Origin of the sequence: Caballeronia sp. LZ001 (genome assembly GCF_031450875.1) — a bacterium.
Taxonomy (GTDB): domain Bacteria; phylum Pseudomonadota; class Gammaproteobacteria; order Burkholderiales; family Burkholderiaceae; genus Caballeronia.
On record NZ_JARTVX010000004.1, the window covers coordinates 130,955 to 157,280 of the forward strand.

38 protein-coding genes are annotated in these 26,326 nt (G+C 58.5%); 4 read left to right on the forward strand and 34 right to left on the reverse strand.

Annotation, left to right across the window (positions count from 1 at the left end):
• Nucleotides 1-29 precede the first annotated feature (29 nt).
• The 30 genes from P9292_RS10850 to P9292_RS10995 all read right to left on the reverse strand — a co-directional run bounded on the left by P9292_RS10850 (nt 30) and on the right by P9292_RS10995 (nt 21,355).
• A complete protein-coding gene (locus P9292_RS10850) occupies nt 30-350 on the reverse strand; it encodes a phage head closure protein (protein WP_309958833.1) in 321 nt (106 codons plus the stop codon).
• Nucleotides 350-673 (reverse strand): head-tail connector protein, encoded by a 324-nt coding sequence (locus P9292_RS10855; protein ID WP_309958834.1) that lies wholly within the window; start codon nt 671-673, stop codon nt 350-352. Before P9292_RS10855 ends, P9292_RS10850 begins: the two co-directional genes overlap by 1 nt.
• Nucleotides 654-1,925 (reverse strand): phage portal protein, encoded by a 1,272-nt coding sequence (locus P9292_RS10860; protein ID WP_309958835.1) that lies wholly within the window; start codon nt 1,923-1,925, stop codon nt 654-656. The genes P9292_RS10855 and P9292_RS10860 overlap by 20 nt, the downstream gene beginning before the upstream one ends.
• A gap of 75 nt (nt 1,926-2,000) precedes the next feature.
• Nucleotides 2,001-3,872, reverse strand: a complete 1,872-nt coding sequence (locus P9292_RS10865) for a phage major capsid protein (protein ID WP_309958836.1) — start codon at nt 3,870-3,872, stop codon at nt 2,001-2,003.
• A gap of 68 nt (nt 3,873-3,940) precedes the next feature.
• A complete protein-coding gene (locus P9292_RS10870; protein WP_309854541.1) occupies nt 3,941-5,455 on the reverse strand; it encodes a terminase TerL endonuclease subunit in 1,515 nt (504 codons plus the stop codon).
• Nucleotides 5,452-5,889, reverse strand: coding sequence for a hypothetical protein (locus tag P9292_RS10875; protein ID WP_309958837.1), 438 nt, complete (start codon nt 5,887-5,889; stop codon nt 5,452-5,454). Before P9292_RS10875 ends, P9292_RS10870 begins: the two co-directional genes overlap by 4 nt.
• 95 nt (nt 5,890-5,984) lie before the next feature.
• On the reverse strand, nt 5,985-6,269 hold the full coding sequence (locus P9292_RS10880; RefSeq protein ID WP_309958838.1) for an HNH endonuclease signature motif containing protein: 285 nt from the start codon (nt 6,267-6,269) through the stop codon (nt 5,985-5,987).
• Nucleotides 6,266-6,883: a DUF3164 family protein gene (locus P9292_RS10885; RefSeq protein WP_309958839.1), complete on the reverse strand. Its 618-nt coding sequence runs from the start codon at nt 6,881-6,883 to the stop codon at nt 6,266-6,268. The genes P9292_RS10880 and P9292_RS10885 overlap by 4 nt, the downstream gene beginning before the upstream one ends.
• Before the next feature lie 1,165 nt (nt 6,884-8,048).
• Nucleotides 8,049-10,781, reverse strand: coding sequence for a DUF927 domain-containing protein (locus P9292_RS10890; protein ID WP_309958840.1), 2,733 nt, complete (start codon nt 10,779-10,781; stop codon nt 8,049-8,051).
• Nucleotides 10,778-11,089: a hypothetical protein gene (locus P9292_RS10895; protein ID WP_309854398.1), complete on the reverse strand. Its 312-nt coding sequence runs from the start codon at nt 11,087-11,089 to the stop codon at nt 10,778-10,780. Before P9292_RS10895 ends, P9292_RS10890 begins: the two co-directional genes overlap by 4 nt.
• A gap of 131 nt (nt 11,090-11,220) precedes the next feature.
• Nucleotides 11,221-11,451 (reverse strand): transcriptional coactivator p15/PC4 family protein, encoded by a 231-nt coding sequence (locus P9292_RS10900; protein WP_309841010.1) that lies wholly within the window; start codon nt 11,449-11,451, stop codon nt 11,221-11,223.
• Nucleotides 11,448-11,681 (reverse strand): hypothetical protein, encoded by a 234-nt coding sequence (locus P9292_RS10905; RefSeq protein WP_309854393.1) that lies wholly within the window; start codon nt 11,679-11,681, stop codon nt 11,448-11,450. Before P9292_RS10905 ends, P9292_RS10900 begins: the two co-directional genes overlap by 4 nt.
• Nucleotides 11,674-12,102 carry a hypothetical protein gene (locus tag P9292_RS10910; RefSeq protein ID WP_309854391.1) on the reverse strand — a complete coding sequence of 143 codons (429 nt, stop codon included), beginning with the start codon at nt 12,100-12,102 and terminating at the stop codon, nt 11,674-11,676. Before P9292_RS10910 ends, P9292_RS10905 begins: the two co-directional genes overlap by 8 nt.
• Entirely contained in the window at nt 12,095-12,346 is a 252-nt protein-coding gene (locus tag P9292_RS10915) for a hypothetical protein (protein ID WP_309854389.1), read from the reverse strand. The genes P9292_RS10910 and P9292_RS10915 overlap by 8 nt, the downstream gene beginning before the upstream one ends.
• Nucleotides 12,347-12,356: 10 nt before the next feature.
• Nucleotides 12,357-12,602: an AlpA family phage regulatory protein gene (locus P9292_RS10920; RefSeq protein WP_309854387.1), complete on the reverse strand. Its 246-nt coding sequence runs from the start codon at nt 12,600-12,602 to the stop codon at nt 12,357-12,359.
• A 781-nt stretch (nt 12,603-13,383) separates the two neighbouring features.
• Complete coding sequence (locus tag P9292_RS10925; protein ID WP_309851577.1) at nt 13,384-13,605, reverse strand: AlpA family transcriptional regulator; 222 nt, start codon at nt 13,603-13,605, stop codon at nt 13,384-13,386.
• 45 nt (nt 13,606-13,650) lie between these two features.
• Nucleotides 13,651-14,838, reverse strand: a complete 1,188-nt coding sequence (locus P9292_RS10930; RefSeq protein WP_309958841.1) for a phage integrase central domain-containing protein — start codon at nt 14,836-14,838, stop codon at nt 13,651-13,653.
• 196 nt (nt 14,839-15,034) lie between these two features.
• Nucleotides 15,035-15,337, reverse strand: coding sequence for a hypothetical protein (locus P9292_RS10935; RefSeq protein ID WP_309958842.1), 303 nt, complete (start codon nt 15,335-15,337; stop codon nt 15,035-15,037).
• On the reverse strand, nt 15,334-15,813 hold the full coding sequence (locus P9292_RS10940) for a terminase small subunit (RefSeq protein WP_309958843.1): 480 nt from the start codon (nt 15,811-15,813) through the stop codon (nt 15,334-15,336). The genes P9292_RS10935 and P9292_RS10940 overlap by 4 nt, the downstream gene beginning before the upstream one ends.
• Nucleotides 15,814-16,054: 241 nt before the next feature.
• Complete coding sequence (locus P9292_RS10945; RefSeq protein ID WP_309958773.1) at nt 16,055-16,303, reverse strand: HNH endonuclease signature motif containing protein; 249 nt, start codon at nt 16,301-16,303, stop codon at nt 16,055-16,057.
• A gap of 226 nt (nt 16,304-16,529) precedes the next feature.
• The gene (locus tag P9292_RS10950; RefSeq protein ID WP_309853338.1) at nt 16,530-16,985 is read right to left on the reverse strand and encodes a hypothetical protein; all 456 of its coding nucleotides are present in this window, start codon (nt 16,983-16,985) and stop codon (nt 16,530-16,532) included.
• Between the two features lie 19 nt (nt 16,986-17,004).
• Nucleotides 17,005-17,235, reverse strand: coding sequence for a hypothetical protein (locus P9292_RS10955; RefSeq protein ID WP_309958844.1), 231 nt, complete (start codon nt 17,233-17,235; stop codon nt 17,005-17,007).
• Entirely contained in the window at nt 17,232-18,398 is a 1,167-nt protein-coding gene (locus tag P9292_RS10960) for a site-specific integrase (protein WP_309958845.1), read from the reverse strand. Before P9292_RS10960 ends, P9292_RS10955 begins: the two co-directional genes overlap by 4 nt.
• Nucleotides 18,395-18,574 carry a hypothetical protein gene (locus P9292_RS10965; protein ID WP_309958846.1) on the reverse strand — a complete coding sequence of 60 codons (180 nt, stop codon included), beginning with the start codon at nt 18,572-18,574 and terminating at the stop codon, nt 18,395-18,397. The genes P9292_RS10960 and P9292_RS10965 overlap by 4 nt, the downstream gene beginning before the upstream one ends.
• Nucleotides 18,575-18,582: 8 nt before the next feature.
• On the reverse strand, nt 18,583-19,071 hold the full coding sequence (locus tag P9292_RS10970) for a hypothetical protein (RefSeq protein ID WP_309958847.1): 489 nt from the start codon (nt 19,069-19,071) through the stop codon (nt 18,583-18,585).
• Nucleotides 19,068-19,433 carry a hypothetical protein gene (locus tag P9292_RS10975; RefSeq protein WP_309854190.1) on the reverse strand — a complete coding sequence of 122 codons (366 nt, stop codon included), beginning with the start codon at nt 19,431-19,433 and terminating at the stop codon, nt 19,068-19,070. Before P9292_RS10975 ends, P9292_RS10970 begins: the two co-directional genes overlap by 4 nt.
• A gap of 5 nt (nt 19,434-19,438) precedes the next feature.
• Nucleotides 19,439-19,768: a hypothetical protein gene (locus P9292_RS10980; protein WP_309854193.1), complete on the reverse strand. Its 330-nt coding sequence runs from the start codon at nt 19,766-19,768 to the stop codon at nt 19,439-19,441.
• Nucleotides 19,765-19,995, reverse strand: coding sequence for a hypothetical protein (locus P9292_RS10985; protein WP_309854196.1), 231 nt, complete (start codon nt 19,993-19,995; stop codon nt 19,765-19,767). Before P9292_RS10985 ends, P9292_RS10980 begins: the two co-directional genes overlap by 4 nt.
• Nucleotides 19,992-21,095 carry a hypothetical protein gene (locus P9292_RS10990; RefSeq protein WP_309958848.1) on the reverse strand — a complete coding sequence of 368 codons (1,104 nt, stop codon included), beginning with the start codon at nt 21,093-21,095 and terminating at the stop codon, nt 19,992-19,994. The genes P9292_RS10985 and P9292_RS10990 overlap by 4 nt, the downstream gene beginning before the upstream one ends.
• A complete protein-coding gene (locus P9292_RS10995; protein WP_309958849.1) occupies nt 21,092-21,355 on the reverse strand; it encodes a hypothetical protein in 264 nt (87 codons plus the stop codon). Before P9292_RS10995 ends, P9292_RS10990 begins: the two co-directional genes overlap by 4 nt.
• 336 nt (nt 21,356-21,691) lie before the next feature.
• Here P9292_RS10995 and P9292_RS11000 point away from each other — a divergent pair, with 336 nt between their 5' ends.
• Entirely contained in the window at nt 21,692-21,964 is a 273-nt protein-coding gene (locus P9292_RS11000; RefSeq protein ID WP_309963970.1) for a BrnT family toxin, read from the forward strand.
• Nucleotides 21,924-22,214, forward strand: coding sequence for a BrnA antitoxin family protein (locus P9292_RS11005; protein ID WP_309958850.1), 291 nt, complete (start codon nt 21,924-21,926; stop codon nt 22,212-22,214). Before P9292_RS11000 ends, P9292_RS11005 begins: the two co-directional genes overlap by 41 nt.
• Nucleotides 22,215-22,227: 13 nt before the next feature.
• On the opposite strand, the gene P9292_RS11010 is transcribed toward P9292_RS11005, so the two are convergent.
• Nucleotides 22,228-22,932 (reverse strand): phage antirepressor KilAC domain-containing protein, encoded by a 705-nt coding sequence (locus tag P9292_RS11010; RefSeq protein WP_309958851.1) that lies wholly within the window; start codon nt 22,930-22,932, stop codon nt 22,228-22,230.
• 500 nt (nt 22,933-23,432) lie between these two features.
• Nucleotides 23,433-23,693: a hypothetical protein gene (locus tag P9292_RS11015; RefSeq protein WP_309958852.1), complete on the reverse strand. Its 261-nt coding sequence runs from the start codon at nt 23,691-23,693 to the stop codon at nt 23,433-23,435.
• A gap of 107 nt (nt 23,694-23,800) precedes the next feature.
• Between P9292_RS11015 and P9292_RS43155 the strand changes: the two genes are divergently transcribed.
• Nucleotides 23,801-24,031 (forward strand): hypothetical protein, encoded by a 231-nt coding sequence (locus tag P9292_RS43155; protein ID WP_409015156.1) that lies wholly within the window; start codon nt 23,801-23,803, stop codon nt 24,029-24,031.
• 292 nt (nt 24,032-24,323) lie between these two features.
• Here the strand turns inward: P9292_RS43155 and P9292_RS11020 are convergent, their stop codons facing one another.
• A complete protein-coding gene (locus P9292_RS11020) occupies nt 24,324-24,635 on the reverse strand; it encodes a hypothetical protein (RefSeq protein ID WP_309958853.1) in 312 nt (103 codons plus the stop codon).
• A 54-nt stretch (nt 24,636-24,689) separates the two neighbouring features.
• On the reverse strand, nt 24,690-24,947 hold the full coding sequence (locus P9292_RS11025; protein WP_309958854.1) for a helix-turn-helix domain-containing protein: 258 nt from the start codon (nt 24,945-24,947) through the stop codon (nt 24,690-24,692).
• A gap of 94 nt (nt 24,948-25,041) precedes the next feature.
• Here P9292_RS11025 and P9292_RS11030 point away from each other — a divergent pair, with 94 nt between their 5' ends.
• Complete coding sequence (locus P9292_RS11030; RefSeq protein ID WP_309958855.1) at nt 25,042-25,776, forward strand: S24 family peptidase; 735 nt, start codon at nt 25,042-25,044, stop codon at nt 25,774-25,776.
• The last annotated feature ends 550 nt before the right edge of the window (nt 25,777-26,326 follow it).

Below are 26,326 nucleotides of genomic sequence, written 5' to 3' on the forward strand. Positions count from 1 at the left end.
GGTACCCTTGCGCGATATCAGTCTGATGGCTAGTGAATATCATCCGTCTGGCAAGTGAGATCGACGTGCTCACGTCTCACATAATCGGGCAGCACGGCGGTCACGTGGAACGCCGCGTCACCATGGACGACGCGCATGCCCGCCTTCACATCTGTGCGATATCGAATGCGGATGCTCGCCGTGCCCATCGAGATGTTCGCGTTTGCCGCCATCACCTCTTTGCCGTTGAGCATGCGGATGTTCGCGGGCACCGTCACCACTTCCTCCCAGCGAATGTCCATATCGCCCGGCTTCGCCTTTGCACGCCGTTCGATGCGCACCGTCCGGTTAAGTGAGCCAGCTCGCAGCATCACGCCACCGCCGGATCACGAAAGCGCATGAGCAACGACTCGACGGCCGGGCTGATTGGACTTCCACCGCCTTCACGATCGGCATAGAGATGCCCGAGCACGAGCAGCACAGCCGAGCGAACCGGACCCGGCACTGTGCTCGGCGTCAAATCGCTCTCGACTTTCCACTCCTCAGGCGCGGGCTTCTTCAGATAGTCGATCACGATGTCGCTTGCCGCGCTGATGAGGTCGTTGATGGCTGCGTCATCCTCACCGGGCGAGACGCGCAGATGCGCACAGGCACGCCCCAGCGACACCAGCGGCTTACTCAGGCTCGTTGCCATCGGTCGGCTCCTTGTTCGGTTCGCTGCGCGCGGCCGTGTTGCTCGGCGCGGGCTGCTTGTCACGCGCGGCGAGCGCCGAGAGCGCGAAGTTCTGCTGCTGGAGGTAGGGCGTGTCGCCACCCGCGACCGGCGGCAGGTTCTCGGCCGCACGTGCTTCGTTCGGCGCCATCCAACCGCCGCCGACCGCCTTGGAATGCGCGTCGTAGCGCGCCACCGGGTCCATGCGCAACAGATCTCGCACATCGACCTCGAAGCCCTGACCGTCTGGCACGTCAAGCCCCTCGTCCAGGCAAAGCTCGAGCTCCTCGATCGGCGCTTGCAGACAGTCGGTGTAGTAGGACTGCTCAAGCGCGCCGATGTTGGCCGCTGTCTTTGAGCCGGTCGGGTCCGCACCGATCTTGTAGAGCGGCACGTGATAGCAGCGCGCCACATCCTCCACCGCCCATTTGAGTTGCTCGATGAGCTGCGCGTCAATGGCGCTCATCATGACGGTGGCGTATTTCAGGCCGTCCCCGACGACGGCCACGCGTCCCGCGTTCTCGCCGCTGTAGTTCGTCTCCCACTGCGTTTTGAGGCGGTTGGCGGTCTCATCGCTGATCTTGCCGTCGGTCGAGAGGATGCCGCCGGGGCGCGACAGGTTGCCGAAGAACTTGCGGCTGTTGAACTGGATGCGGTTGCCCATCGTGCCGGCGGCAGCGGCCGCCACGATCGGCGAGACGCCGATAAGCGGATCCCATGGGCAAATGCCGCGATCGTGGATGATGTCGCAGGCAGGAACCGTGATCTGCTCGGGCAAGCCTCTGAGTGCATCCGTGCCGAGCTGGTAAAACACCGCGCCGCTAGTGGCCACCAGTGGCCGCACGCGCGTCGGATCGAGCACGTACATGGCGACCACATTGCGCGTCACGTCTCTCGCCAGCAGCACGTAGGTGTTGCCAAAGAGCAGCTTCGAGGTCTGCCACGCCTTGATGAACTGGATGCGGTTCTGATACGGATTCGGGCGGCGCAGTGGCGTCGTGAAACGTGGCGCACGGTAATCCTGCCAGATCGCGCCTTCGCGCCTCACGTAGCGCACGCCAAGCTTGGCGATGTCCGAGGCGATGCGATCCACGCACGCGTAGACGGCCGAGAAGGCCAGCAGATTCTCTCGACAGTCGAGCGTTTCGCCCGATTGCCACGCGCCCGCAAACGCCTCGCGGATCATGCCAATAAAGCTGTTTGCGCCGACCGGGACAGCTTGCGCGCTGTGCACTGACCGGGCCGGGACGACCGAGGCGCGAGGAGCCGACTTGTTATGCCACGGAAACAGGCGCATCAATGATTCCGCTTAAGCCTTGGGCGCGCCGTACTTCACGCCCGTGATGTACTGGACAGCCTGCGTGCGGCGGCGCTTCCAGTTGATGAAACGCGCGGCCTTCATCGCAACGAAGCCGTTCTGCCAGAGCGAGACGAGCTGCGTGGCACCGCCCTTAGGCCCGCTTTCCATCTCGACCGACGCCTCGCGGCTCGCGTCGAGCGTCACATCACCATCGTCAGCCAGCAGGATTTCCGACGCATTGGCGAGAATCATCATGTCGCCGGCGGTTTGCGAGAGCAGCGCAGGAAGCCCGAAGAAGGTGCCGCCCGCCATCGTGAGGCCCGGGAACTCCGGTTGCGCCAGCGCGTTGTGCATCATCGAGAGCGCCAGCGCCGTGCTCTCGGACATGACCCAGACCGCCTTGGCGACCGATAGATTGGCCGCGATGAAGGCGTCGAATGCGGCCTTCACGTCCGCGCGCACGGCCGCCGCATCGACGCCTGATGCCTTGATCGGGTTCAGGTCATGCGTGATGGACGCGGGCGAGACGCCGTACTCCCCTTCGGCCTTCTTCGGATCGATGAACTGGCCGTCAAGAAAGCCGCCCACCGTTGCGATCAGGTCTTGCTGAACCAGCGCCTCGGCGCTAGGGCTTGAGAAGCGCACCAGATCCTCGGTCATGACCACCAGACCCGCGACCTTCGAGTGGCCGAGCGAGGTGGTGTTAAAGGCCAAGGAGGAGACAGGCGTGGGCTTGCCTTCTCCGACCCAGTTGACCGAGGAGCCCGTGACCTGACCGGGCACCTTGATGTTAAACGGCACGCGCCGGAAGTGCTCGATGCGCCCGATGATCGTGGCCGGGCGCAGCAAGTCGATGAATTCGCTCGCCATGCTCTGATACTCCACCAAGGGCTTGGCCCACGCCGGATCGGTGGTGGTCCCCGCCTGCACCGCCGCCTTGAGCACCAACTCGACCTCAGGCGTCGAGTCCTTCCACTCCTTGGCGATCTCGACCGCCTGCATGACGTTACCCTTGGAGCGCATCAGCGCGATGGCGTAGCGTGTAAAAGCCGTGCCCTTGGCCACATTTGGCTTAAGCAAGATAGGGGCGTGCGAGGCGGGGCCGCCCGAGACCGGCACGGCCGACTTCGCTTCAAGGGCTTGCTGCTCCTTTAGCCGCACCTCGTGAGCGTCCAGCGACTTCAGTTCAAGCCCGAGCTGGTCGTATTCGGCCGACTCGTCGTCATTGAGCGTGCGCGCATTGTCGGCCGCTGCGTCGTCCATGAGCGCCTTGCGTCGGGCGAGGTGAGCGGTGCGCTGTTTGTTCAGCGCCTTGAGCTGTTCTGCGATGGTCATATCGGTTTCCTTGGGAAGAGATGCGCTCAAGCGCACGACGGGCATAGCCGCGCGCGCGCTGTCATGCGATTTGATGGATTGAATGGCGGCGTCGGCGCTCGCCGGGATGGTGACGGCACTGATTTCGAAGAGCTCGCACGCTTTGATGAGAAAGCCCCCGGTTGAGCGGTCGAACTCCGCGTCGATGGGGCGAAAGCCGATCGACAGTCCCGGCACGAGCCCCGCCTTGATTAAGCTGTAGGCCTCGTCGATGTAGGCCGCAGTCCCCGCGGGGGCGATGCTTGCCTCGACTTCGACCCCCGCTTTCGTCACAGTCAATTTCGTCACGGTGCCGATCGGCCGACGCGGGTCGTGCTGCCACAGCAGCGGAAACGGCGTCTTGAACTGGATGCCATCCGGCACGACAACATCGCCCACGCGATCAGGAGTGGGCGTGCTGGCGATACCGGTAAGGGTGCGGGAATCCTCGTCGAGGCGCTTGACCTGAAGTCGGGAGAACGCTTTATTCGACGGTGTGGGCGTGTTCTTCGCAACGAATTGCGTCAAAACCGGGGTTGATCGATAGTAATTGTGCATCGATGCGGTATAGCACGCATTTAATGCAATTACAATGCCTAGATAAAGAACATCTGCGGTTCTTTCTCCATTTCCTCCGCATTAAGTTGCGTTGCGCCCACGGCCATTGCCAGCGCTACCATCCCGTCAATGCGCCCCGTGGCCTTCTGCTTCGTGAATTTGCGGTTGCCCGCAGCATCTGCTTCTGTCACCGCGTTGACCGCGCACATCGTCAGCACCGGATGCTTCCCATGACGCAGCTTGCACGCAAGCAAGCGTGCTTCAAGTTCGCGAATGGCAGGCGACATCGATACCCAGCCCTGCCCAAAATCAACAAAGCGGCTTAACTGCTCCTCGGTAAAACCTGCGCGTGCCAGCCATGGCTTCAGATGACGCATGTTCGCACGGTCGAAGGCGAGCGCCCGTACGTCGCAACGGTCGAACACCGTGCGCAGGTGTTGGGCAATGAACTCATACTCGATCGCACGCCCCGGCGTCGTTTGCAAGTAACCATCTCGGGCCCATAAATCGTACGGCACGCGATCGGCGCGCGACTTCTCAGCAAGACCTGCCTCCGGCAGCCAGAAGGTTGGGTGAACATCACCCGCTTCGGACACCAGCACGAGCGCGGTCAGATCGTTCACGCAGGAGAGATCGAGGCCGCCGTAGACCGTCTCGCCTTCAATGTTGGCAGGCGGCTCGCCGTTCTCCATCCAAATGGCGTGCGCCACGAACGGATTGCGCGCGTCCACGCGCTGATTGAGGATCAAGTTGCGGTAGGTAGCCTCGCGGCTCGGCAAGCGCTTGGCCTCGCGCGCCATGCGGCGCACCTCTGCCTGATTCATGAACACGTCGAAGTGCGGGTTCGCCAGGCGAATGGCGCGATCGCTGAACGGGTCCATGTCCGTGGGGGTGGTGTACAGCTCGACCTTGTTGAGCGGATCGGCGCCTGTGAGCGCGTCGTCGATCAGCAGACTGAGCAGATCTGCATCGGTCGGCGCTTGCGTGCTAATCACGATCGACAGCGGGCTCTCTTGCCCACCGGTTGCGGTTTCAAGCGCCTCATATAGCCGCGAGCGCGGCCCCGTGACCTGGCCCAGCTCATCGTGGATGACGAGCGCGGGGCTCAGACCAAATTTGGTCGTCGCATCCGCCGAGAGCGCCTTGAAGAACGTGCCCAGCTCAGCGCATAGCATTTCCTTGGCGGTGTCGCGAATGGTCACATACTGCGAGAGCTCCGGCGACATGCGCACGACTTTCGCCGCCAGCTCGAACAGCACCGCCGCCTGATCGCGAGATTGAGCCGCACTGTAAAGCTGGCTGTTGACTCGCGCCTCGGGGCCGACGAGGTGCAGCAGCACGAGAAACGCGGAGAGCGCGGTCTTGGCGTTCTTGCGCGCCATCGACAGGATGAAGGTGCGCGTAGGCGTGTCGTAGATTCGCTTGAGCCAGCGCCGTTGTTCCTTAGTGAGCTTCACCGGCTGACCGACAAGACGGCCTTCGGGCACCCGGCAGTGCGCCTCGATCCATTCAATGTTGCGCTTGCTGCGCGCGAGCCGACCACGGGTGCTCACGTAGGCAGCTCCCACGGCTTGCCCGCCTTCTTCTGATTGGCAATCGCCCGCCCGGCGGTCGTCGGATGCTCCACGGCCTGCCGCGTGATGCGAAGACGCGTGGCGAGCGACGAGGCTGCGCGGCTCTCACGTTCGCTCATCGCCAGTAGCCGGTCATAGCGTTTCAGACCATCGTCACGCGCAAGCCATGCGCGCTCAAAGTTGAGCAGCTCATCGGCGAGCGTGCGGGCATTGACGACGTGCCGACAGTACATTTCCAGCAATGGAGCGTGAGTCGCGCTGAATGCGCCTGGCTGGTCGTTGACGAGCTCCAGCCACGCTGCGCGCTCCGCGTCACTAAGGTGAACGGGCGGTGCGAGACGCTGCTCGAGCGCGATCGGCACCGTTGGCGCGATTGCCAGCGATGCCGCGGATTTCCTTCCCCGTTGAGCCATTTTTTACTTTTTTTGTCCACGTTTATGGTCGCGAAGGGGAACGGTCGGTGTCCGCCCCGCGCGCTGCCAGAAATCGACCTACCCCCCGCCATCCATTACGACCACTCGCCGTCCGCTGGCAACCCGTCCGCGCCGAACGCTTTACGCTCCCGATATCCGAACTGCTCGCGTGTCACTGCGTCGTGGCAGGCGGTGCACAGCCCGCGCAGGTTCGATTCGTCATCCGTGCCGCCTTGGGCCAATGGGATGATGTGGTCCACGATCACTGATTCCCTAACCTGATCGGCCGATGCGCAGCGCATGCAGATCGGGTCACGCTCAAGGATGCGACCTCGAATGCGAAGCCATCGACGGCCTCGGGTCCGAGCCGTACCTGTCATAGGCTGGCTAGATCAAGACTGATCGCACGCCATGCGTCGGTCGCGGCGTCGCGCTCGTAGAAACGGATGTAGGGCTTCGTCCCTGTTACGCAGATGCTGTCGGAGATCGCACGCATGGCGGTGTCCCACGTCGGATGACTGATGGACAGGCGACGCAGGCCAAGCACGCGGGCCGTGCTGACGTTGCCCTGCTTGTCCACCTGGAACGCCTCGTTGATCAGCGCCTTGATCTCGTCGCTGCTACCCTCGGTCCACTCGTGAATGCACGCGTCGATCAGCTCCTTGGCCGCCTGCAACTGTTCGCCGAACTGGATGTGCTCGGCGATCTGTCGCACGACCTTATAGCGCCCGTCGAAGGTCACTAGCGAAATATTTCCTTTGATGGCCCGCATGCGCACGCCGTATTGCTCGCTGCTGGCTTCGACGAACGCGGCGACATCAGCAAAGGCCAGCTCCTTGAATGCAAGGAGTTGTTCCTGATGTTTTTTCGCAGTGTCGATCAGGGCCATGACCGTCTGGTCACGCAGACGATCAACGGGCTTGATCATTGATTCGGGGACGTAGCGGCCTCGCGCGTCAAGGACGAAGCCGGGCATTACAGGTTGCGAGTTCACGATGGATTCGAATAAGTGAATCTACTGTTGACTAATCGACAAATTATATGTCGTAAAAACCTAACTCATGGCAATGATATGCGACGCTGAGGACGCGGGGTGGCCCTGAACGGATGACCTACAAGAATGTGGCAATCCCGTAACCACGAGGGTTTGCGCGATGCACTTCGCCACTTTCTCGCCACTACAAATACGAAAAGGGGTGAGCGAAACTCTCGCCCCTTCTTCTTTTCGTACCTCTCTCATCGAAGGTGGCCGCTGGCAGTTGAACCCATACAGTTCCTAAACCCTCAGGAGGAACCTGTCACGGTGATGGCCGCCATCTCCTCTGGATGTGAAGCGACGACCTAAGCATGAATGCAACTCTTAACCGACGAGTTATCGGTCTTAAACGGGTATCCAGGAAGCGCACGAAGCTAAGCATGTCAGTCTCGACCTCAATTGCTATCTCAACACGAGATTTCCAGGACAAGTACGATTTGCGAACAGCCGAATTTGATATCTAATAGCGGATATAGGCAGTTCGAACCGGCAGTCTTTTAATTTGGCGTCTGAATATGAATTGTTCTCTAACGAGGCAGCAGTTAAAGCACATTTTGATTACATTGCTTTTTCTTGTGATAATCGGCTATCTTGTTTTGCAAATAAGAGATGACGACGCCGAAAGCAGATGTTTCCACACATTCATGAACAGCGTGGAAAAATGCAATTCGAAAGCGGAATCTGGTTACCGTCAGTGCATGAAAGATAGTATGAAAACGCATGGTTGCGCTTACCCACCTAACGACTGAACCGAGTCAAAATCATGGGTTAGCGACGACTTCCTCCTGCTCTTTCTTGAGCGCCACATGTAAGGCGTCTCGATGGCCGCACGGAATCCACTCAGTAAGTCTCACCCATCTGTTTTTTTTCGCTGTTACGGCTGTTACGCTGTTACACCTTCGTCGAAAGCCTTTACCGGTAAAGGTTTGCGCGTAACAGCGAAAGCGTAACAGCGGCATGCTGTAACAGCGGAGTTGATAGAACGGTGGAGCGTCGTGCATCGAGGTTACAGCGGGGCGCTGTTACACTGCTTCGCTGTTACGCTTTCGCTGTTACGCGCAAAGCCCCGCCCACTGGGGCTTTGCGCGTTTTTGTAACAGCGTAACAGCCGTAACAGCGATATTCAGCAGGATGGTGAAGAGTTTCCCGACCAGAGCGACGAAGTGAAGACGTACATGCGCGTCGGCCCCTTCCCGGGAAGTCGCTCAGCGCGCTGCGCCCACCCGTTTGCGGCAGGCCTAATCCAGCCAGAATCGATTAGAAGCTTGGCGGCGGTTTTTGCATCCACATCATTGCAAATTTCGCGTTTAAATACCTCCGGAAAAACGAGATACTCAACAACACCGTCAACCGTTCTTTTAAATCCCGCTCGATTAATCGTCGGTCTTTCCGACATTTCGTTTAAGTCGGTAAAACGAGACTCTTCATGCGCTTCGAAGAACGCTTTTACGTGAGCGCGAATCGCAGTATGTTCGTGATTCCCCGCGCCGCCGCGATTGCTCAACCACGCTTTAAAGCAATAAGCTGCGGCTGATTGCGCCTCGCCGTCTTGCCATCCAGTAATACCCCGATTCGTCGCGTATTCGCCCGCCAAACCAATGAGTGCAAGCCGTTCGCAAACACGGTGGGCTTGTCCGCTGGCGTCTGCTGGCAGATGCTCGGCGAGGAACTTGGCCGTCTCCTGACGCAGGTACTGCTCGATCACCTCCGGCTCATTGGCAATAGCATTGAGCATCTCGATGGCGGCAACGCCGTAGCTACGCTTGCAACCTTCGTTGATCAGCGTCGAGAGCTGCGCGCCGCCGACTTGCTCGTGCAGCGTCTCGAACAAGCCGAAGCCACGACCCGCGTCAGCCGGAATTTCTACCAAGCGCACCTCTTGGCCCGCCTTGGCCTTCTTCCCACCTGCCTGCATGTGCTGTGAGAGGCCGATCTCGCCTGCCGACAGAAACAGCAGCCGCCACGATTGCCGCGCCCGCGCCGAGCCGGTTCGCCCCGCTCGTGCCTTGCCGCTGCCGTTTGCCAGCATGTAGGCGATCTCACCCGCCTCCCGAGGATCGACCTGCGCGAGTTCATCAAGCACGAGCAGCGTGTCGTTGTGTAGGGCGGCCAAACCCTCAAGCCCGTTCGAGGTTGCACGCCACCTCTGCATGTACTCGGGTCCGCCGTAGACACTGCACGCGGCTCGAAGCGCCGTCGTTTTACCTGTCGACGAGTCGCCAACGAAATTCAGGCCGCCCGACTCCTGACCCGAATACGCGAGCATCATCCCGGCAAATGCCGTCGAGACCGCGACCAGCATGCGGGAGTTGCCCGAGCAATACGAAGCGACGTCGCGCTTCCAGTCGTCTAACGTTCCGGCCTGTGAATATGCACGCATAATTGCCTCCGATTGAAAGATGACACGTTCGGACGCGTTTCCGATGGTCTTGTCCGGGAACACGAAAGCGCCGCTATGCCAGCCCGTGCGAGTGACGCACCGCCCCCGCGCTTTTGGTTTGGCGGTTGTCACATACTCCGTGAGCTTGTTGCGCGCTCGATTGCTTGGCGCGATGTCCAGTCCGAGTCGAGCGAGTTCGCCGCGCATGTCCGCGCCGTCCGAGCGCAACATCTCCATTGGCATGGCCCACACGTGAGGATGGTCATCGGCGTCCGTCCACTCCAGCAGTCGCCCCCAATTCTCCGAAGCCCGATCCCGAACCAAGGCACGCACATGAAGCGGTGAGCACATCCAATGCGGCATGCCGTCATCGTCTGTATAGAACACACCTTCCTTCGTTATTGAGAAGCCGCGTGGCACACAGCCCTTATCGCGTTGCTCGTCACCATCGGGCTTTGCAGCTTTCTCGATTTGCGCGGCGACTGCGTCCGCGCCAAAGCGCGTGTGCATGTCGTTGAAGTCGGTTTCGTTATCTGCACGCGTATCTCCGAAGTCGGGAACAGCGACGGCGCCACCTACCGAGCGCGCCGCATCAACTGCCTTCTGTTGCCCGTTGCCGAGATCAGCCAGCACGGTGATTTCGGCGTCGGGATGAGCCGCGCGCATTGCCTGAGCAACCTTCATGAGGTTGCCTGCCGAGAGCGCCGCCACAGCCGCATCACCCGTACACAGGTGAGCCGACAGCGCCGTGGCGACACCTTCAGCAATGAGGATGCGCTCGGACTTCTCGGGCAGGGCGCACGCGAACCAACAGCCGCCCGCTTTCTCGCCGTTCGCCAAGGCGGACTTGCGCCCCGACTCATCGATCATCTCGACTGTCGTGATCGCGCCGCTGATCGTCACCGGCGCGATCAGAATCCGGCCTTCGAGGTGCGAGCCGCCGCACTGTGGACGGTAGCCGATCAGCCTCTGAAGCTTCGCGGCATCCATTTCGCGCAGCGTGTCAACAGCACTTACACCCTTGCGCAACAGATACGGATGATCATCGCGTGCAGACCCGGCCTTCTCGACGATGGCAAGCGCAAGCGATGCTGCATGCTTGCGTTTCACCTCGCGTTTCTGCGCGTCCTGCGCAACACGGGCGTCGCGCTCGGCACGACGACGCTCGACCTCCTTCGGATCAACAACCGCACCGACTTTCGAACGCGTGTTGTAGCCGTACTTCTTGGCGATCGCGAACAGCGTCGCGATCGTGATTCCGGCGTCGGGACGGATCGAGCGCCACGTGTCGCGCGTGTCAGCGGCCGAGTAATTCGGGCTCGCCTTACTCCAGGTGTCGAAGGTCTCGAACGCTGCTTCCCCTTCTCCGTGTTTCAACGCAGCAGCAACTCGAAACCATACGTCTCGATCACAGTCCGGCGGGATGTATGACAGTGCTTCGAGGATGCGCTGATGATGGTCAAAGACAGTGCTCATTGCTTGCCTCCCGCAATGACACCTGCCCGTGCAACCACGCGAGCGAAAGCAAGGTTGTCGCCGATCGCCGCCGTCGCCTGCTCCGCGAGAACGCGCATGCGCGGCGATGGTTCACGCTTGGACATCATGGTTTCAAGCAGATCGCTGTTGCGAAATCCGTTCTCGGCGGCTGCGGCAAATACAACATCGAGCACGCGGCGTGCGAACTGGCGCACTTCGTCATCAACCTTCTTCGCTTGAAACACGAGGAAACCGCACATCAGCACACATTGCGTCGGGCTTGCATACTCGCCCTCAGCGATGGGCATACCCAGCTCGTAGTTCTCGTTTATGCGCCGTTCCGCGCCGCTAGTGGAAGCTTGCTTTCGACAGCGCTCGTCCCAAATTTCTTGGGCGCTACGCAGAATGACCGTTCTCTTACCCATGTTCTTTCTGTTTTTCATACAACCTCCCGCGCGGCCAGCGTCAGCCCTTGAATGACCTGCGCAAGCAACTCCGGGCGAAGCATGATGCCCTGTCGAGTCGGCACAAAATCACCCGCCATATCAACAACCACCAGACGAACATCAACGTACTGACGGCCCTTGTACCAGCGATGCGAGATACGAACGCGTTGCGTCGCGTTCTTCTGAACCTCCATCACCATCTTGTCCTGATCGACCGTACTCATACGTCCTCCTTCGAACCGCCTGCGTGCTTCTCGAAACGCGCGTCATCACCCGCATACGCTGGATCGGACAGCTTGTTTGCCACCTCCTGAGCCTGATCGATCAACAAGCAGATGACTCCATAAATCGGGTGGCCGTCGCTGATAGGAAGATGGCTGATAGCGATCAGCAGCATCTGCAAGGTGTCGTGGATCTGTTGCACCTTCGCCGGCATTTCACTGTTCTTAGCCATGGCTTACATCATGTGAGGAGTACTCATCGCTAAATCCACGACGAGAGCGCTCAACCTTGAGACGGTCAATGAACCGTCGTTGCAGGTTGCAATTTGAATCGGCTGCTACTTCCGCAATGCGAGCCATCAGCTCGATCTCGGCCGCGATATGAAAGAGCAACAGCGGCTCATCTTTGCCCTGCAAAGCTTCGACGCGAAGGTGCTTGTTCTCCGATCGACAATCCGCGCTCACCAACATACCGATGCCCGCGGTCAACGTAGAGAGCGATTCAGCCATGTCCGCAACGGTGCCTGTGAAGCCCGCGAGATATTCCAATTCACTGTCCGACGCATGGGCGGTATCGAAGCGCTCGAAGAAGAAATCAATCAAGCCTGCGGCCGTCGTGTGTCGACGAACGATCGCTTCTGTGGTGTTAGTCATGACGCACCTCTGCATCATCTCCGGTTGCGGGACAGGTCAAATACCCGAAATACGGGGATTTTTCGCCACTGCTCGCCCGAGCAATGTCCACCAGCTGACGCAGCGCATTTCCGGTGATGTCCAGCGCATCATTCGCAGTTGCGGCAAGCGCCGCTTCACGCAACGCGCCATTGATGATGTCGATTTGAACGACGAAAACGGGGATTTGGGTTTGCTCAGAACGAGCGAGGATATTTGCAGTCATCGTCGCGCCCTCACTCGGTTTCGTTGGCAGAGCGACTCGCCGCGATTCGTGCCGCGATCCAGTCGTCGACTTCCTGCTCGATCCATGCAACAGCACGAGAGGAAATCTTGATGGACTTCGGGAACGATGCCTCGGTGTAGACGGCCGTACGGCTCAGACCGGTTTTCTCAAGCACACGAGGCAGCTTGATTAAGGTCGTGGTGGGGGCAACAGACTGCTGTGATTGCTCAGGACGAGCGGAGGGATTAGCACGCATTGCGGACTCCAGAGACGGTAGTAAAATCCCGACCCTCCCAACTCCAATTGGGGTGGCCAGGCACAAGGCAGGATTGGAGTACCGGCGTCTCTGGAAACCGGCGAGCGCGAACGCTCCCCCACCAAGGCCCGACCATTGAAGGCGTGCGCAAGGCAGCGGACGTAAAAAAACCGCCAGTTGGCGGTGTGTCCGCCAGAGAACGCTTCCGGACTCCAATCCGGGTGACCTCTGTTTCGGCCACGTGAGAAGTATACGGAGTTCTCCGACGTTCGTGCAAGTATTTTTCAGACCGGTCAGATGGCGCTGACCGCATCGCATAGCTATTATTGCGGTGCAGTCTCCTTCGAAAGGTGTATTCGCTGGCCTTCGGGCCAGCTCTTTTTGTCTGCCGTTGCAGCGCTCTCAGCACCCAAATCCCCGGTTCAAAGCTCTCACATCCGAGATATCTAAGGTCGCGGCGGATGAGCTTTAGAAACGGAATTTTCCCGTTTCTAATTGCAGGACTTAAACCCCGCACATCTGTGGGATTTAGCGCTGCTGTCAGCCCACGCTTCGGTCTTAGATATTGGCAATTCCCATTGGTGTGGCGCGCTCGAAAAACATCGGAAATCCGACTTTTTAGCGCCTCTGCAAAGGCAGTGAGATATTGCTTCGTTTCAGCGTTTGTCAGCCAGTGCGCTACGTGCTTACCGAAGTGAGATTTTCTCACTTCGTTTTTTCGGCAAAGGGCACGAGTATGGCGCTCGGTGCGGCATATCGATCTTGTCTGCATTTCCACTCATCAAACCCGACCCTCACCAGCGTCAAAAGCGCAACCCCGGCTCCGGACGATCCTCTGAGCAATCCAGTCATCGACCTCGCTCTCCAGCCATGCCACCGCCCGCTCGCCGATCTTCACTGGCTTAGGAAACGACGGGTTGCTATAAACAGCTGTGCGACTCAGGCCCGTCTTCTCACGCACGCGCGGCAATCGAAGAAGTCTTTGTTCCACTGTGAACTCCATAAAAAAGCCCGCATGCGCGGGCTGTGGTGTTAATAGGTTGGTTGGTCAGACAGGGCGCACGTAGCGGGCGCGCTGGGCATCGAGATAGTCCGCCCATGCCTGCATCATTTCGGCTCGCTGCGTGAGATATTGCGCATGGTTGTAAGCCCCGCTCACCTTGCCACGCGACTGGTGCGCGAGCTGAAGCTCGATATGCTCGTGCGACCAGCCTTGCTCATGCAGGATCGTCGAGGCAACGCCGCGGAATCCATGCACAGTCATGCGGCCGCGATAACCAAGCGCCTGTAGCGCCATGAGCATCGTCGCTCGACTCATCGGCCTCTTGTGCGAGTGATAACCCGGGAATACGAACTCGCCTCCGACGCCGATCTCTTTCAGCCGACGCACGACATCGGCCGCCTGACGCGAAAGCGGCACGATATGCGGCGTGCGCATCTTCATGCGCTCGGCCGGGATCGTCCAACGAGCGTGATCGAGATCAAACTCAGACCATGGGGCATCCACCAGTTCACCCGTTCTCACAAAGCAGTAGCTCATGAGTTTCAACGCAAGCCGCGTCTGCTCCTCGCCGCCGTACGAATCGATTGCATGCAGCAAGGCAGGCAGATCAGCCTCCGAGACGCGGGCGTGATTTTTCGCTGTAGGAAGAGACAGTAGATCGCCTGTGCGAAGCTCGGCGACAGGGTTCCGCTCTGCCCAGTCGTGCGCCATCGCGTAACGCAATACCTGATTGCAAATCTGCAGGACCACTTTGGCGACTGAGGGCGCACCCCGTGCTTGAATTTTCCTGAGCATCTCGCGAAGCACTGCTGGCCGAATATCCGTGACCGGCCGCCCGCCCATGATCGGATAGATGTCCGAAGCTAGATAGTTTTCGACCTGGTTGACCCGCGACGGCGATCGCGAAGGCTTCCAATGTGCGAACCACGCTTCGGCCGCCTCCTTGAACGTCACGTAGGGTTTGACTTCTGTCTTGCGTCGCTCCTGCACCGGATCCACACCACCCGACAACACCTTGCGCGCCTGTGCGTGACGTTCACGCGCCTCAGCCAATGAGACGTCCGGATACATGCCCAAGGACATGAGCTTTTCGCGGCCAGCAAAGCGATATTTCATTCGCCAGCATTTCGAGCCGCTCGGTGTAAGCAGCAGATACAGGCCGCGTCCGTCAAACAGTTTTCTGGCTTTTCCAGCCGGTCTGGCGTTGCGAATTGCGATATTGGTTAGCCGCATATTTGGGGGTATCTTCTTTATGAAAAGCACTTCGACGCTACCGCTACCCCCACGCGCACCCCCAAAAAGGGCACGCTGCGAAGGTATCTCCCAGGACCTCGCCGAATAAAACTAGCGCGACAAACGCAATGAAATCATGAAGTTGGAATAAGCGCCCGTACCTCCGCAGACGGGGTAGAACGCCCTCGAAAAGGTGCTATTCCTTCTTCTTGGGCAGGCACACAAACCATTCGATAATCAGCCGCCGATTGTTCGCCCGGTCATACGCACCGAAGATCGACGCCACCAGATCAAACACCCACTGCGCCGACGCCTCGCCAAACGAAGGTGAACCGGGGGCGTCAACGATCTTCAGCGCCTTAAAGATCGACAGCGCATACTCGGCCTCCTCGGCGAAGATCGGCGGCGGGATGATCGTGCGGCCTTCCTTAAGCCGTTCGCCCCAATCCTTACATGACGTGACCCAATCGAGAACGATCTCCTCTTGGTCGGACGTCACAGCTTTTTACCCCCACTCGCCGCAAGGCGCGGTGCGGGCGGGGGCGCTCCAAATTTAGATGCGGCTCTCTTTGCCGCCTCTTGCAGCGCATCCTTCTTGCCACCCTCGCCCTTTCGCTGATGCGTGTATGGCAACAGAGCCTTGGCCGCGTCGAGACGCAGCCTGTCCTCCATTGCTCCATCGTTCATCGCCGCCATCAAGAACGCCTTCGGGTCGCGGAAATTTGTCAGCGCTGCCAGGTCGAATGCGACCCCGGGCTTATGAGCACCTCGCGAGGCATCTCCCTTTGGCGCCTTCGACTCGCCATTGACGCGGGCCGCCACGAGATACAGGACCACGTCCTTGTCCTTGGCAAGTCTCGCCCCGGCGGCCGAAGCCGTCTTCACGCTGTAACCGGCGACAACCGCCGCTTCCTTGTTTGACTTGCCCGCCAACACAGCGTCGGCGAACAGTCGCTTCTTGCTGGTCAGCGCCACAAATCACCTCCTTTTCTTGTCAGGCCCGCTTCAACATCGCTTTAACATCTTTAACACCGCTTTAACATCGCCTCTTGAGGCCAAAGTCCTTACCAGACAACGCTTGCGGGTCGCTCAAGCATTGTTAAAAGGCTTTAACATTTTCCTCAAAAAGGGAAAAAAATCTGCGCGTGAGAGAACGGTCGGTGTCCGAGCCTCGAACCCACCAGACTTTCGACACCCCCCCCCCCCAAACACTTGCTCAACGTCCAAACCGCCCCGCAGCCTCCGCCGCCGTCTTGCGCGCATGACAGTCAACGCAGAGCAACTGCAGATTGGCGTCGTCGTTACTGCCGCCAGCTTCGAGCGGAACGCGGTGATCGACGTGATCGAGATGCTCGTTCCACAATCGGCCGCACCGCGCGCAGCAAAAGTTGTCACGCGCGGCGATGCGCATGCGCGTCGTCATCCATCTGCGCCCGCGAATGCGCACCGTGGATCCAGCTTTCACGTCCAACAACGAGAGCCTATTGGCCTTCACGTTACCCAGTCGGGGCTTAAGGGTCCTCAGTCTCGCCATTCGCAGGTTGCAACACAGAGATGGATGAACTAGCCTCGAACGAGGCTATCGCGCAAGACGCGCACCAACGCAAAAAAGCCCACATGGTTTGAGCCATGCGGGCCTTAAAGACAGTGATGCAGCCTATCGATTAAGAGCCGATTTTATATGAAAGTGTTCAATCAGCAGTAGAACTATTTTGTTCAATAATTCTTGAACACTTTTCGGACATGAAGCTCTCACTTGCCCGGCGGATTGATTTACCAAGCGATTCGGCGCGTACCGCAAACCGCCGGGCGCGGTTATAGATTGTGCCACGCGCACATTTCTGCTCGTAGGCCAATGCCTTAATGTTCGCGTTATACCAATAGACCCCGAGGAAGCACTCCGCCTCGTGCGCGCTACCGCCTTGTTCGCACAGCGCATGGATCGCCATATTGAAGAACGGCATCTCGGGATCCAAAAACGAGTCCGGCTCGCGCGCCATTGCTCGACGGGCGGGCTGCAGACGCGCGAGCACATTCGACTTTACATACGGCGCGAAGATGCGGCGTGTCAGACACCAAGCGACCCAACGATGAACCTTGTCGTCTGCCGCGTTTCGCGCATCTTCATTCAAACTATGTTCACTCATAGCCTCGCTCCTCATCGCGCTATTGCTCAACGCCGTAAGAAATGTTCCAGTGATCCAGCCAGGCAAGCAACTGCTTGCGCAGTTCCCGGTTGCGCGGATACGGAAACTGGATCTGACCTTCTTCTTCGATTCCAGCGAATGGGCAGCCGGGAAACGAGATCCAACTTTGCAATCCTTCTACTTGTCGCACGGCCATCTGCAAGAGCGGGCGCGGGACAGAAGACATCTCAATGTAGGTGTACGCGCTCATGATGTCGATGGTTTCATGATGACCTTAGTCCCGCTTTTTGCGCCTTGAGCGGATGACTCACAGGAATTTGGCAACTCAGTAACGACGCGGGTTTGAGCGAGGCCCTTCGCCACTTCTTCGCCACTCACTTCGCGTTTTCGCGCATCGGCCAATCCCATCTTCTCGCTCAAGCGTGCTTGAGCATCGACCACTGAACCGAGGTCCGCCTCCAGGTAGACCATCGTCGTGCGGGGATCCTTGTGACGCATCACACGCCTGATCGTTTGGATGGGAACACCCTGTTCGCTTAGCAGCGTCGCGAACGTCCCACGCAACCGGTGCGGCGTCAGGCCCACCACTTCGCATGCAGCATTCGCGGCAAACATCGCACGACGCGTAAAGCCTGCCTTGAACGCCTCGCCGCTCTTGCGCGTGACGATGAGTCCCTGTGCCTGGCGCATGGGATGCAAATAGTCGATAAGCCATTGCGGGACAGGCACGGGATCGGCCTCACGACCCTTGGTCTTGCCTGGCGTGTAGGTTTCTCGCTCCCAATCGAGCCATTCCCAGCGGGCCGATATGGTCTCGAACTCACGCAGCCCTAATCCAAGCATCAATCGCACGGCGATCGAGACGCCCGGCTGCCGAGCGGCCGCAGCATCCACTTCGATCAACCACTTCGCAGCCGTTGATACGGGCAACGTCGTGCGCGGCCTCTTCTGCAGCTTGATCAGCTTCACCGACCATGGAACCATCGGCAACATCTTTCGCCGAACCGCCCAGTTGCAGACGACCTTGATCGACTTCAGCCAGTGATTGGCGCTTGCCCTACTGTGCGTCTCCAAATGCGCAAGACGCGCCTGCTCGATGGCCTCATTCGTCAACTGATCGACCGAAATATCCGCGAGCTCGTACAGATGCAGACGGGCGACGGTTCGCATTGATTTAATGTGCGCGCCGCTCACGATCGGCTCGTTGGCCGCGATCCATTTCACAAACAGCTCGCGCAGCGTCGGCACCGGCTCGCGTCCTCTCGCCCAAAGCTTGGCGTCGTGATAGGCTCGCGCCGCCATCGCTTCGGCCTTGTGCTTGACGCTCTCGCCTGTGCTGCGCTGCACACGTGCGCCGTTCACCTGGAAGCGGTAATGCCAGCGTTTTCCAACGCGGAATAATTGATAGCTCACCGGCCCGCCTCTTTATAGATGCCGAAAGACCTCAATTCGCCTCCGCGAATGCGGTGCTTGGCCAGCACGACGAACTTGCCCGTGCGTTCCACAAAGCGGTCGACGATCACGTCTCCATTGCGCAGCACTACGCGAACGCGGGCCCCGCGTGCGCAGCATGTATGCGGCGTCTTCATGGCGGCTCCTAGGCAAGGCTTTTAAAGAGCGCGTGAAACTGGCGCAGCTTCTCCAGATCGGCGCTGTCTTGTGCTTGCTGCTGTTCGATCGTCAGCGCCGCGGTCTCCACGTCAGAGGCTAGCTCCGTCAGATCCCCGGCGAGCTTGCGTGCGCGACCGGAAAGCGCAGACAGAACGTCGAGCACCGAATGGCTCGGCACGCTACCCGCTGAGCTGGATTCGATTTGTTTCGCTGCTACGGTCACCATGCTCTCCTTTTCTCTTACTTCCACGCGCTGAAAGCGCCCCTTGAACTTCTCGCGGACCAAACCAGCGTCCTGCAACCGAAGCAAGCACCCATCGAGCACCGCGACATCAGGCGAGCTCTTCGTCACTCGCCGCAGATGCATCGCGATCTCGTTGCGCGACCATGCGTCTTGCTTCGGCACCATCTCCAGCACTTTCTTCGCAATCGCAGATTGCCCGCTCAGCGCCGCTTGAAATCTTGCTGGTGTCATACCTTGCTTCCTTCCGATATCGGCGCATCCGGCGCCATCCATGTGTGATCGCCGCTATCGCGAAACGCGGTAAGTGATTTCCGGTTATCGGCATACAGGCAATCGACCCACGCGTATTCGTGATCGACCCAATCTGATCTTGAGATCGAGCCGCGGTATCCCACTGGGATGAATGCCAGCGCGTTGACCTTGTATTGCTCGTCGCCTCGGCCGCTCGGATTGCGATGCCGCACGCGGCGCAAGCCATGAACCATCGTTGTGATCGGCGCTTTCTGCGTCATGATCGTGTAGCGGCCGCGCATGCCGCGATCTGTCACGAGACCGACAACAGGGACGCGCACGGTTAGCACTATTGGCTGCATCGTTTTCACCATGCTTGCGCCACCTCCCGCTTTGCCAAGGTGAGGAAGTACGGGATGCCCAGCAGCGCCGCAACGATGGATTCGCGTTGCCACACCAGAACGCCGAGGATCGCCATCGTGCTCACGAAATCGTAGAAGGCATTCACGGGATAGCCGTGCTCGTAATCCTTCGCGGACACGAGTAAGGCCGCAATCCACATGATTTCGGCGATGACACAGAGGTAGGCGATGGCGACATCCCGTGCGAGCGCGTGACCGCCCTCGACCCACAGGTATAGGCAGATGACGAGTAACACGTCGAACAGGACGGCGCGGGCGAGCTTTTGAGCGTTCATGAATTTTGACTCCAACGAACAGGGTTGAAACGACAGGTCGATACGCTGGACACGTATTGCCAGTCGGGCAGCAGTGCGCAATTCGCAAAGCCAAGGCGATGCATGGGCTCAAGGCCCGGCGTCTTGACCGCGTATCGGCAGGTTTGGCAGTCCTTCGCACCGAGTTCTGTACCGAGCAGGTCGCCTTGCTGATTCGAGGCGGCGCGGTTCGAGCTACGCTTGCTCATGCCGCCTCCGTGTTGCCGTGTCGATCTCGCGGGATGTCGTTGAAGTAGGCGTACAGCGCCTCGTAGTGCTCCTCGCTTTCGCGGCGGACCGTGCGCAGCATGTCCTCCATCCATTCGCCTGGGCCGGCGGCCTTGAACACGCGGGCCTTGAAGCGCATGAACGTTTCGCCATCGCCCTGTTTCACGCCAAGCTGCTCGCCACGCGCCTCGATGCCGCTCGACGTGCGCCACCAGTCCGCAACGATCGTCCTCGCGCCGCCAGGCGGCGATGACGCCCCCGTCTCAGCTTTCACGGGGAAAAGCCCTGTCCAGCCACGAAGCACAGCCTCCTCGACTGTCACCTCGGGCAACTGGCCGCCCGCTGCGAGCGAAAGCAAACGTTTGACCGAAAGCGCAGCGGCCGTTCGCGTCCACGGTGCGTCCTTGTGCTTCGCCTCTCGGTGCTCGCACCACATCGCCCAGACCTCCGACGTGATTTCGTCCGGCAGTTCGAGATTTCGGATCTGCTCATGCAACGCAACTCGCGACGCACGTCGCGCAGGTTGCTTATCTAAGTTCTTCTCTTTCTCTTCTAAACCCTTCTTGCCCTCCACATTTGGTACCCCTTCGAGGGAAATGTGGAGGGGCTTCGAGGGAAATGTGGAGGGGCTTACATCCGGATTTGGAGGGGCTCCACATTTGGAGGGGCTCCGTTTTTGGTCCCCCTTAGCAGTACCAAATTTGGAGGGGCTCCGTTTATGGAGGGGCTTAGCATCAAACTCCTCTACAGACGGCGGACTCAACGAGATAGCATCCCCCGTGCGCTGATCGACCGCTTGAACGACAACAGAGCCAGATGGAGCGAGCATCTGATAAACGACAATGCTTTTCGTGCCGCCCATGCGACGCGGTGTCTCAGTCAGGAAACCAAGCGACACGAGCTTCTCGCGCGCTTTCCGAATGGTCTTGACGTCGAGCTCAGTGTCGAGCACGAGCTCGTCGTTCGTGACCCACGTGGTGTAGTCTTCGGCCGCCCAATGCGCATATGTCTTCAAGAGTGTCTTGGCCGCTGAATCGCCGACGTGCTGGCGTTTAGCCCATTGATATGCGTAGCCGCTCACGGGCACCCCCCATCGCATTTGCAACCGGCAGTGCTCTGCGCATTCAGATCGATGTCGTTAATTAGCGCCCCAACGATCTCTTGCCCAATTTGAGCGAGCAGAAAGGCGCGTCCTGTGTCGAACTGAGCCGCGCTCTTCTCAATCGCGGCGAGAAGTTCGTTGACGTGCTGGAGCGTGACGTAGACGACGCTCGTCGTTACGTTGGATGACTCGGAAGGGGGATGGATTTGCTCAGGACGAGCGAGGGTATCGGCACGCATGGCGGCCTCTCTGTGGGGTTGAAAAACCGCCACAACCGCCTCCAAGCGGGGGTGGACGGCCAAAGCAGGATTGGAGGACCGGTACAGAGCAACCGGCGAGCCTTTCGGCTCTCCCACAGTGGCCGCCCATAGAGGACGCACCAAAGCAAAAAAGCCGCTCGGCGACGCTGAGCGACTTTTCGTCGCTCTGTATTCCGAGCCTCCAAGCCCGGTCGCTGCTGTTTCAGCGATGATCGGAGTATAGGCAACCAGATGGTGAGCCGTCAACAATCCAGACAGTTTTGGTATGTACAAAAACCCTTGCCCAAAGCAATTTTTGTCAATACAATTAATTCCATGCATATCGAGTTCGATGATGAAAAGCGCGAATGGACCAGATCTGTACGCGGCTTGGATTTCTCCCGTGCAGGCGAAGTGTTCGCGGGAAAGCACTGGACGGTTGAGGATATTCGCGAAGACTATGGCGAGCACCGATACATCACGGTTGGCAAGCTTGACGGCCGAATGATCATGATGGTCTGGACGCCTCGCGGAGAAGTTCGCCGCATTATCAGCATGAGGAACGCAAATGAACGCGAGCAAACGCACTACGCATCCCGAGTGGATTGACCCTGACGACGCACCGGAATTAACTGACGATTTTTTTGAGCAAGCCGACCTATACCGAGGCGACGAGCTCATTAAACGCGGACGCGGACCTGGCCGACCTCCTGGCAGCAACAAGTCGGTGACAACTGTTCGGCTCGACGATGACCTTCTCGAAGCGCTTCGCTCGAGTGGTCCGCGATGGCAGACAAGGCTTAACGCGCTCGTCCGCGAATGGTTAAAGACGCACAAGCTTGAAGAACTTAACGTCTGAATATGCTGTTGCATTAAGCCTCCACACACCGCGCGTCACGCTCAGCAAGCTGTCGCGCCATCCACTTGCCGGCAATCCACTCGACGCCCTTCGGCGTGAAGCGCGTCTGATTGAATGCGTAAGCGTTCTCGTCCTGAGTTACCCCCGCTCTGATCTCGAAGCGGCCTGCGTTAAGGTGGTGCTGATACGGCATCAGACGGCCATTTAAGCGGTAGACAATGCCCGAGCCATGCAAGAACGCCCGGAACTCGTTCTCCTTCGCGGCGAGCAGTTTGCAAACTTCGCGGAAACTTTTGCTGCCGCCTGCATCCCCGTAGCGGTCGACGAATTCGACGGCGGGCTTCTGGGCTTCGATCTGCGCCGTTTGGCGTTCGATTTGTTCCGCTTGCTCGGCTGCAAGTCGGAGCGCTCCCGAGAGCGTCGTCGGGACTTGATGCGTCAGCACCGTCACGTCGTTGAGCCTGGCCGTCACAACGCGGCGGACGACCTTCGACTCGCGCATGAGCACGTACATGCATTGGTCGCGGCTCAGGCGCATGGCGTCGGTTTGTGTCCCATTGCCGTTGGTCACTACGAAAGTTTCGTAGTGCTCGTCCTCAAGCTCGTGACGCACGCGCGCGTGAAAGTCGTTGCGGCGCACTGCGGCTTCGCCGGCATCGATCCGGGCTGCATTCACGAGATCAAGCAGTTCGAGACTGCTCATTGTCGGTACGCTCATCGCAATCGCGTTCATGAAAGACCTCAGAGATCGTTATGACCGCACGGCAAGGAGCCGTCGTCGCTCTGCTTTGCTCTGCAACTGAGACAGATCTTTCGAGATTCCAAGGCCCCCGCTTCGTCTCGATCCTTGGCCTCCGCTTCGTCTCGATCCTTGGCCTCCGCCGGCACATTGGCCTGGGCCTCGTTTGTCAATATCGTCATTCACCATCCTCCTGCTTTGCAGTCTGTAACACCCAGCGCAACGCCTCAGCACGCTCACCCGACGACGCGCCCAACTCCTTCAAAATTTCCTTACGGCTTCGCATCTTGGGCGTGCGTTCGCCGACGCGCCGTAAGCGTCAATTGAGTTCTTTGCCATCGGTCATATCCATCAGATCCCGCCCTTAAGGAAGTCACGAACGCATTATTTGTTGCCGTGAAGGTCAGCAAGGCCTGTGTCAAGCATAAATAGTTGTACTAACCCACCGAGAAGTACTAGGCGACTAGACTCCATCCGCCCTACCGTTTGACTGTCCGCTCCGACGCTTTGCGCATACTTTCCTGTATCGCCTCCGCGGCGTCTTTCCGTGTCACGTTGAAGCCCGCCATGGGCAGTGGCGTTGCTGGTTCATAGGCAAAGCGCCGTTGCGACAGCGTTTCGTTTTCGCCGGTTTCAATCTGGAAGGCCTCGGGACATTCCTGCTTCATATTTGTGATGACCGCTGTAAGCGTTTCGCTCGTCGCGTTTCTAAGCATTTGCTGGTGCCGCTCGATGTGCATCCTTGGTTTCCTCTTTGTAGGGTGTGATCTCAAGCCTCTGGCAAAATCAGCCTTCCACACCATGAAACAACCTTGAATCGGAGACTCCGTGAATCAATCGGACGACATTGCGCTTTCCCTGTTTCTGCTCGGGTATCGGACCAATCAACGCATATAGCGTTATCGCGCTGCGCCTGGACTTCCTCACGAATGCGTCGCAGTCCGTGTCTCAACCGAACCCCGGTCGTTACTACGCGCTAACACCCGTTCAAGCTCGGGAGCTGGCACGAAAACTAACAGAGGCAGCTGACCGGCTCGAAAACGACGTTCCTCAAAAACCACCAGGGCCGACGAGCTGATCGAGCTTGATACGGTGCGTGTCATTGCGTCTTTTGATCTTCACGTTAAGAACATGTCTGCCAATATGCAGAGCATCCAATAGCTCGGCTGAAAAAACGCTCACGCTGGACGCGATCGGCGTCTTCGTCCGTGCCTATCGTCGACGTTTGGTTTCGTTCATATCAGGCTACCTCTGGTTAATTTGCTGAGTCAGTTGAGTCCAGGTTCCGCCTTGTCACTGACGGCGCGAAGTATGAGTGCTATCCAAAGCCGCACTGCCGCGCATTGAGCTGCCCACCGAGCAACGTCACGTCAATCGCACAATCCCGTCTCGATTGGGCCTCTTGGCGTCGATGGCGAGGGCGCGTATTTCGCCACGAAATACTCCCTGAGCGCCTGCTCGACGCCCTCGGGCATAATCGCGTCGTCCACCACGATGGAGGCATTCTCAATCTTGATGTTCTGCAGGAGTTGCAGCTCGAACGTAACAATCGGCTGTTCGTCGACTGTCGACAAAGTTTTGACAGGTTCGACGCCAGGAATGAGCTGACCGTAGATGACAACGCGGCCCTTGGATGAGCTACCTTTGCGGGAGGCTTCAATGATTACGGTTGCGTTTTTCATGCAAAACCATTTGTTGGAATGAAGGGAGCTGAAGGAAATCTGATCGGCGTCAGATCAAGCCTTCTTTGCTCTTATGCACTCGCTATTGCCTTCGCGGCTGCGTGCGGAGTGGTGGGTGAGGAAACACACCGAGCCGGCAACACGCGAGTGCAATCGCTGAAGCGAGTCAAACGTTCGATACGAGGGTCGTTTGCCCCTTTTTCCTGACAGAATTCCGGAGATGGTGCTCTGATCGACTCCGCTCTGCCGCTCGATTTCCATCTGCGTCATGCCAGCGGAGATCAGGTCCTGAATGATCGTTTTGATATCCATAGGCGCGACTTTATTGCAATAGCACTTAAGGCGCAAGTGCTAAACGCCTCGAATTTGGTGCAAATCGAATTGCTTGATATATTAACCTTGCACTATGAGAACACTTGCTGACCGCCTTCGATCGTGCCGCGACGACTTGGGCCTATCACAAACAGAGCTTGCCAAGCGCGCTGGCGTTAGTCAGTCCACTGTTGCTAATATTGAGGGAGGACGGAATCAAGGCAGCAAGCACTTGATCGATATCGCAGAAGCACTGAATGTGCGGGTTGAATGGCTGAACTCGGGAAAAGGCGCGAAGGAGCCCACCACACCTCACCACATCAGTCAGCATGAGCGTTATCGCATTCCCGAAGACAAGGGCAATGTATCCGTGTGGGTAAGCGAGGAAGATCTGGAAAAGGAAGGACGTGTCTGGATCGACCGGTTTGACTATCACTTTTCGGCGGGCGATGGTTTGATTCAATGGGAAGTCAGGGAGAAGAAAGCGCTCCCGTTCAACGAGTCTTTTTTTAAGGCTATTCGAACGAGACCCAAGGATTGCAAGCTCGTCTGCGTGCGCGGGGACAGCATGGAGCCTTTTCTTTTCGATCATGATGTCTTTATGATCGACACAACGAAGACCGCTCTTAGGGACGGCAAGATATACGCCGTGTACTTCGAGGACGAGCCGTTGGTAAAGCAGATTTTTAAGAAGCCGGGCGGGAGGATTGTTCTGCATTCCTTCAACCCCGCGTATCCCGACATACTTGTCGAGCCCCGGGACATGGGAAGCATCCATATTGTGGGCGAGTGCGTCTATCGCTCTGGGGCTGGGTTCACATCTCACTGAAGGCAACCTACCCGTAGCGGCTTCAAAGCTTTTCTTTCCATACCTCACACCTTCTGGCAGGGTACCCCTCGACCGTCGAATCGGTCGAGGGGCCACCCGCCGGCCAGCAAGTTCTTAAGCACATCTTCACCGATCGACCATTCTAAAAGCACTTGTCAACGAATAGTGCATTCGGCATAATTCAGCCATGGCGGCAGATTGATTCCCTTACCTGCGACTAATTGGAGGAAAAGGGAGTCGACAACAAGTTGGAATGAGCCCGATGACAACCTTGACGACCAGAATGCGCAATGCGATATGCAATGGAATTTGGCTTGCAGTCGAAGGTCGAGACATCGCGCGGCACGCGGCATGGCGCGTTACGGCAAACGGGCTCTTCAAGCACTTCGCCGGCGGCTGAAACGGCGTTGAGAATTCCTCAGTTGGTAGACACCGAATAGACGAATAAAAGCCACGAATGACGGGCTTACTTACCGGAGTGCTCGGCAGCTCTATAGAGAATGATGAGCGAGCTCGAGCTTAAAGCAGCTGAGCATCGCGAATCAACTCG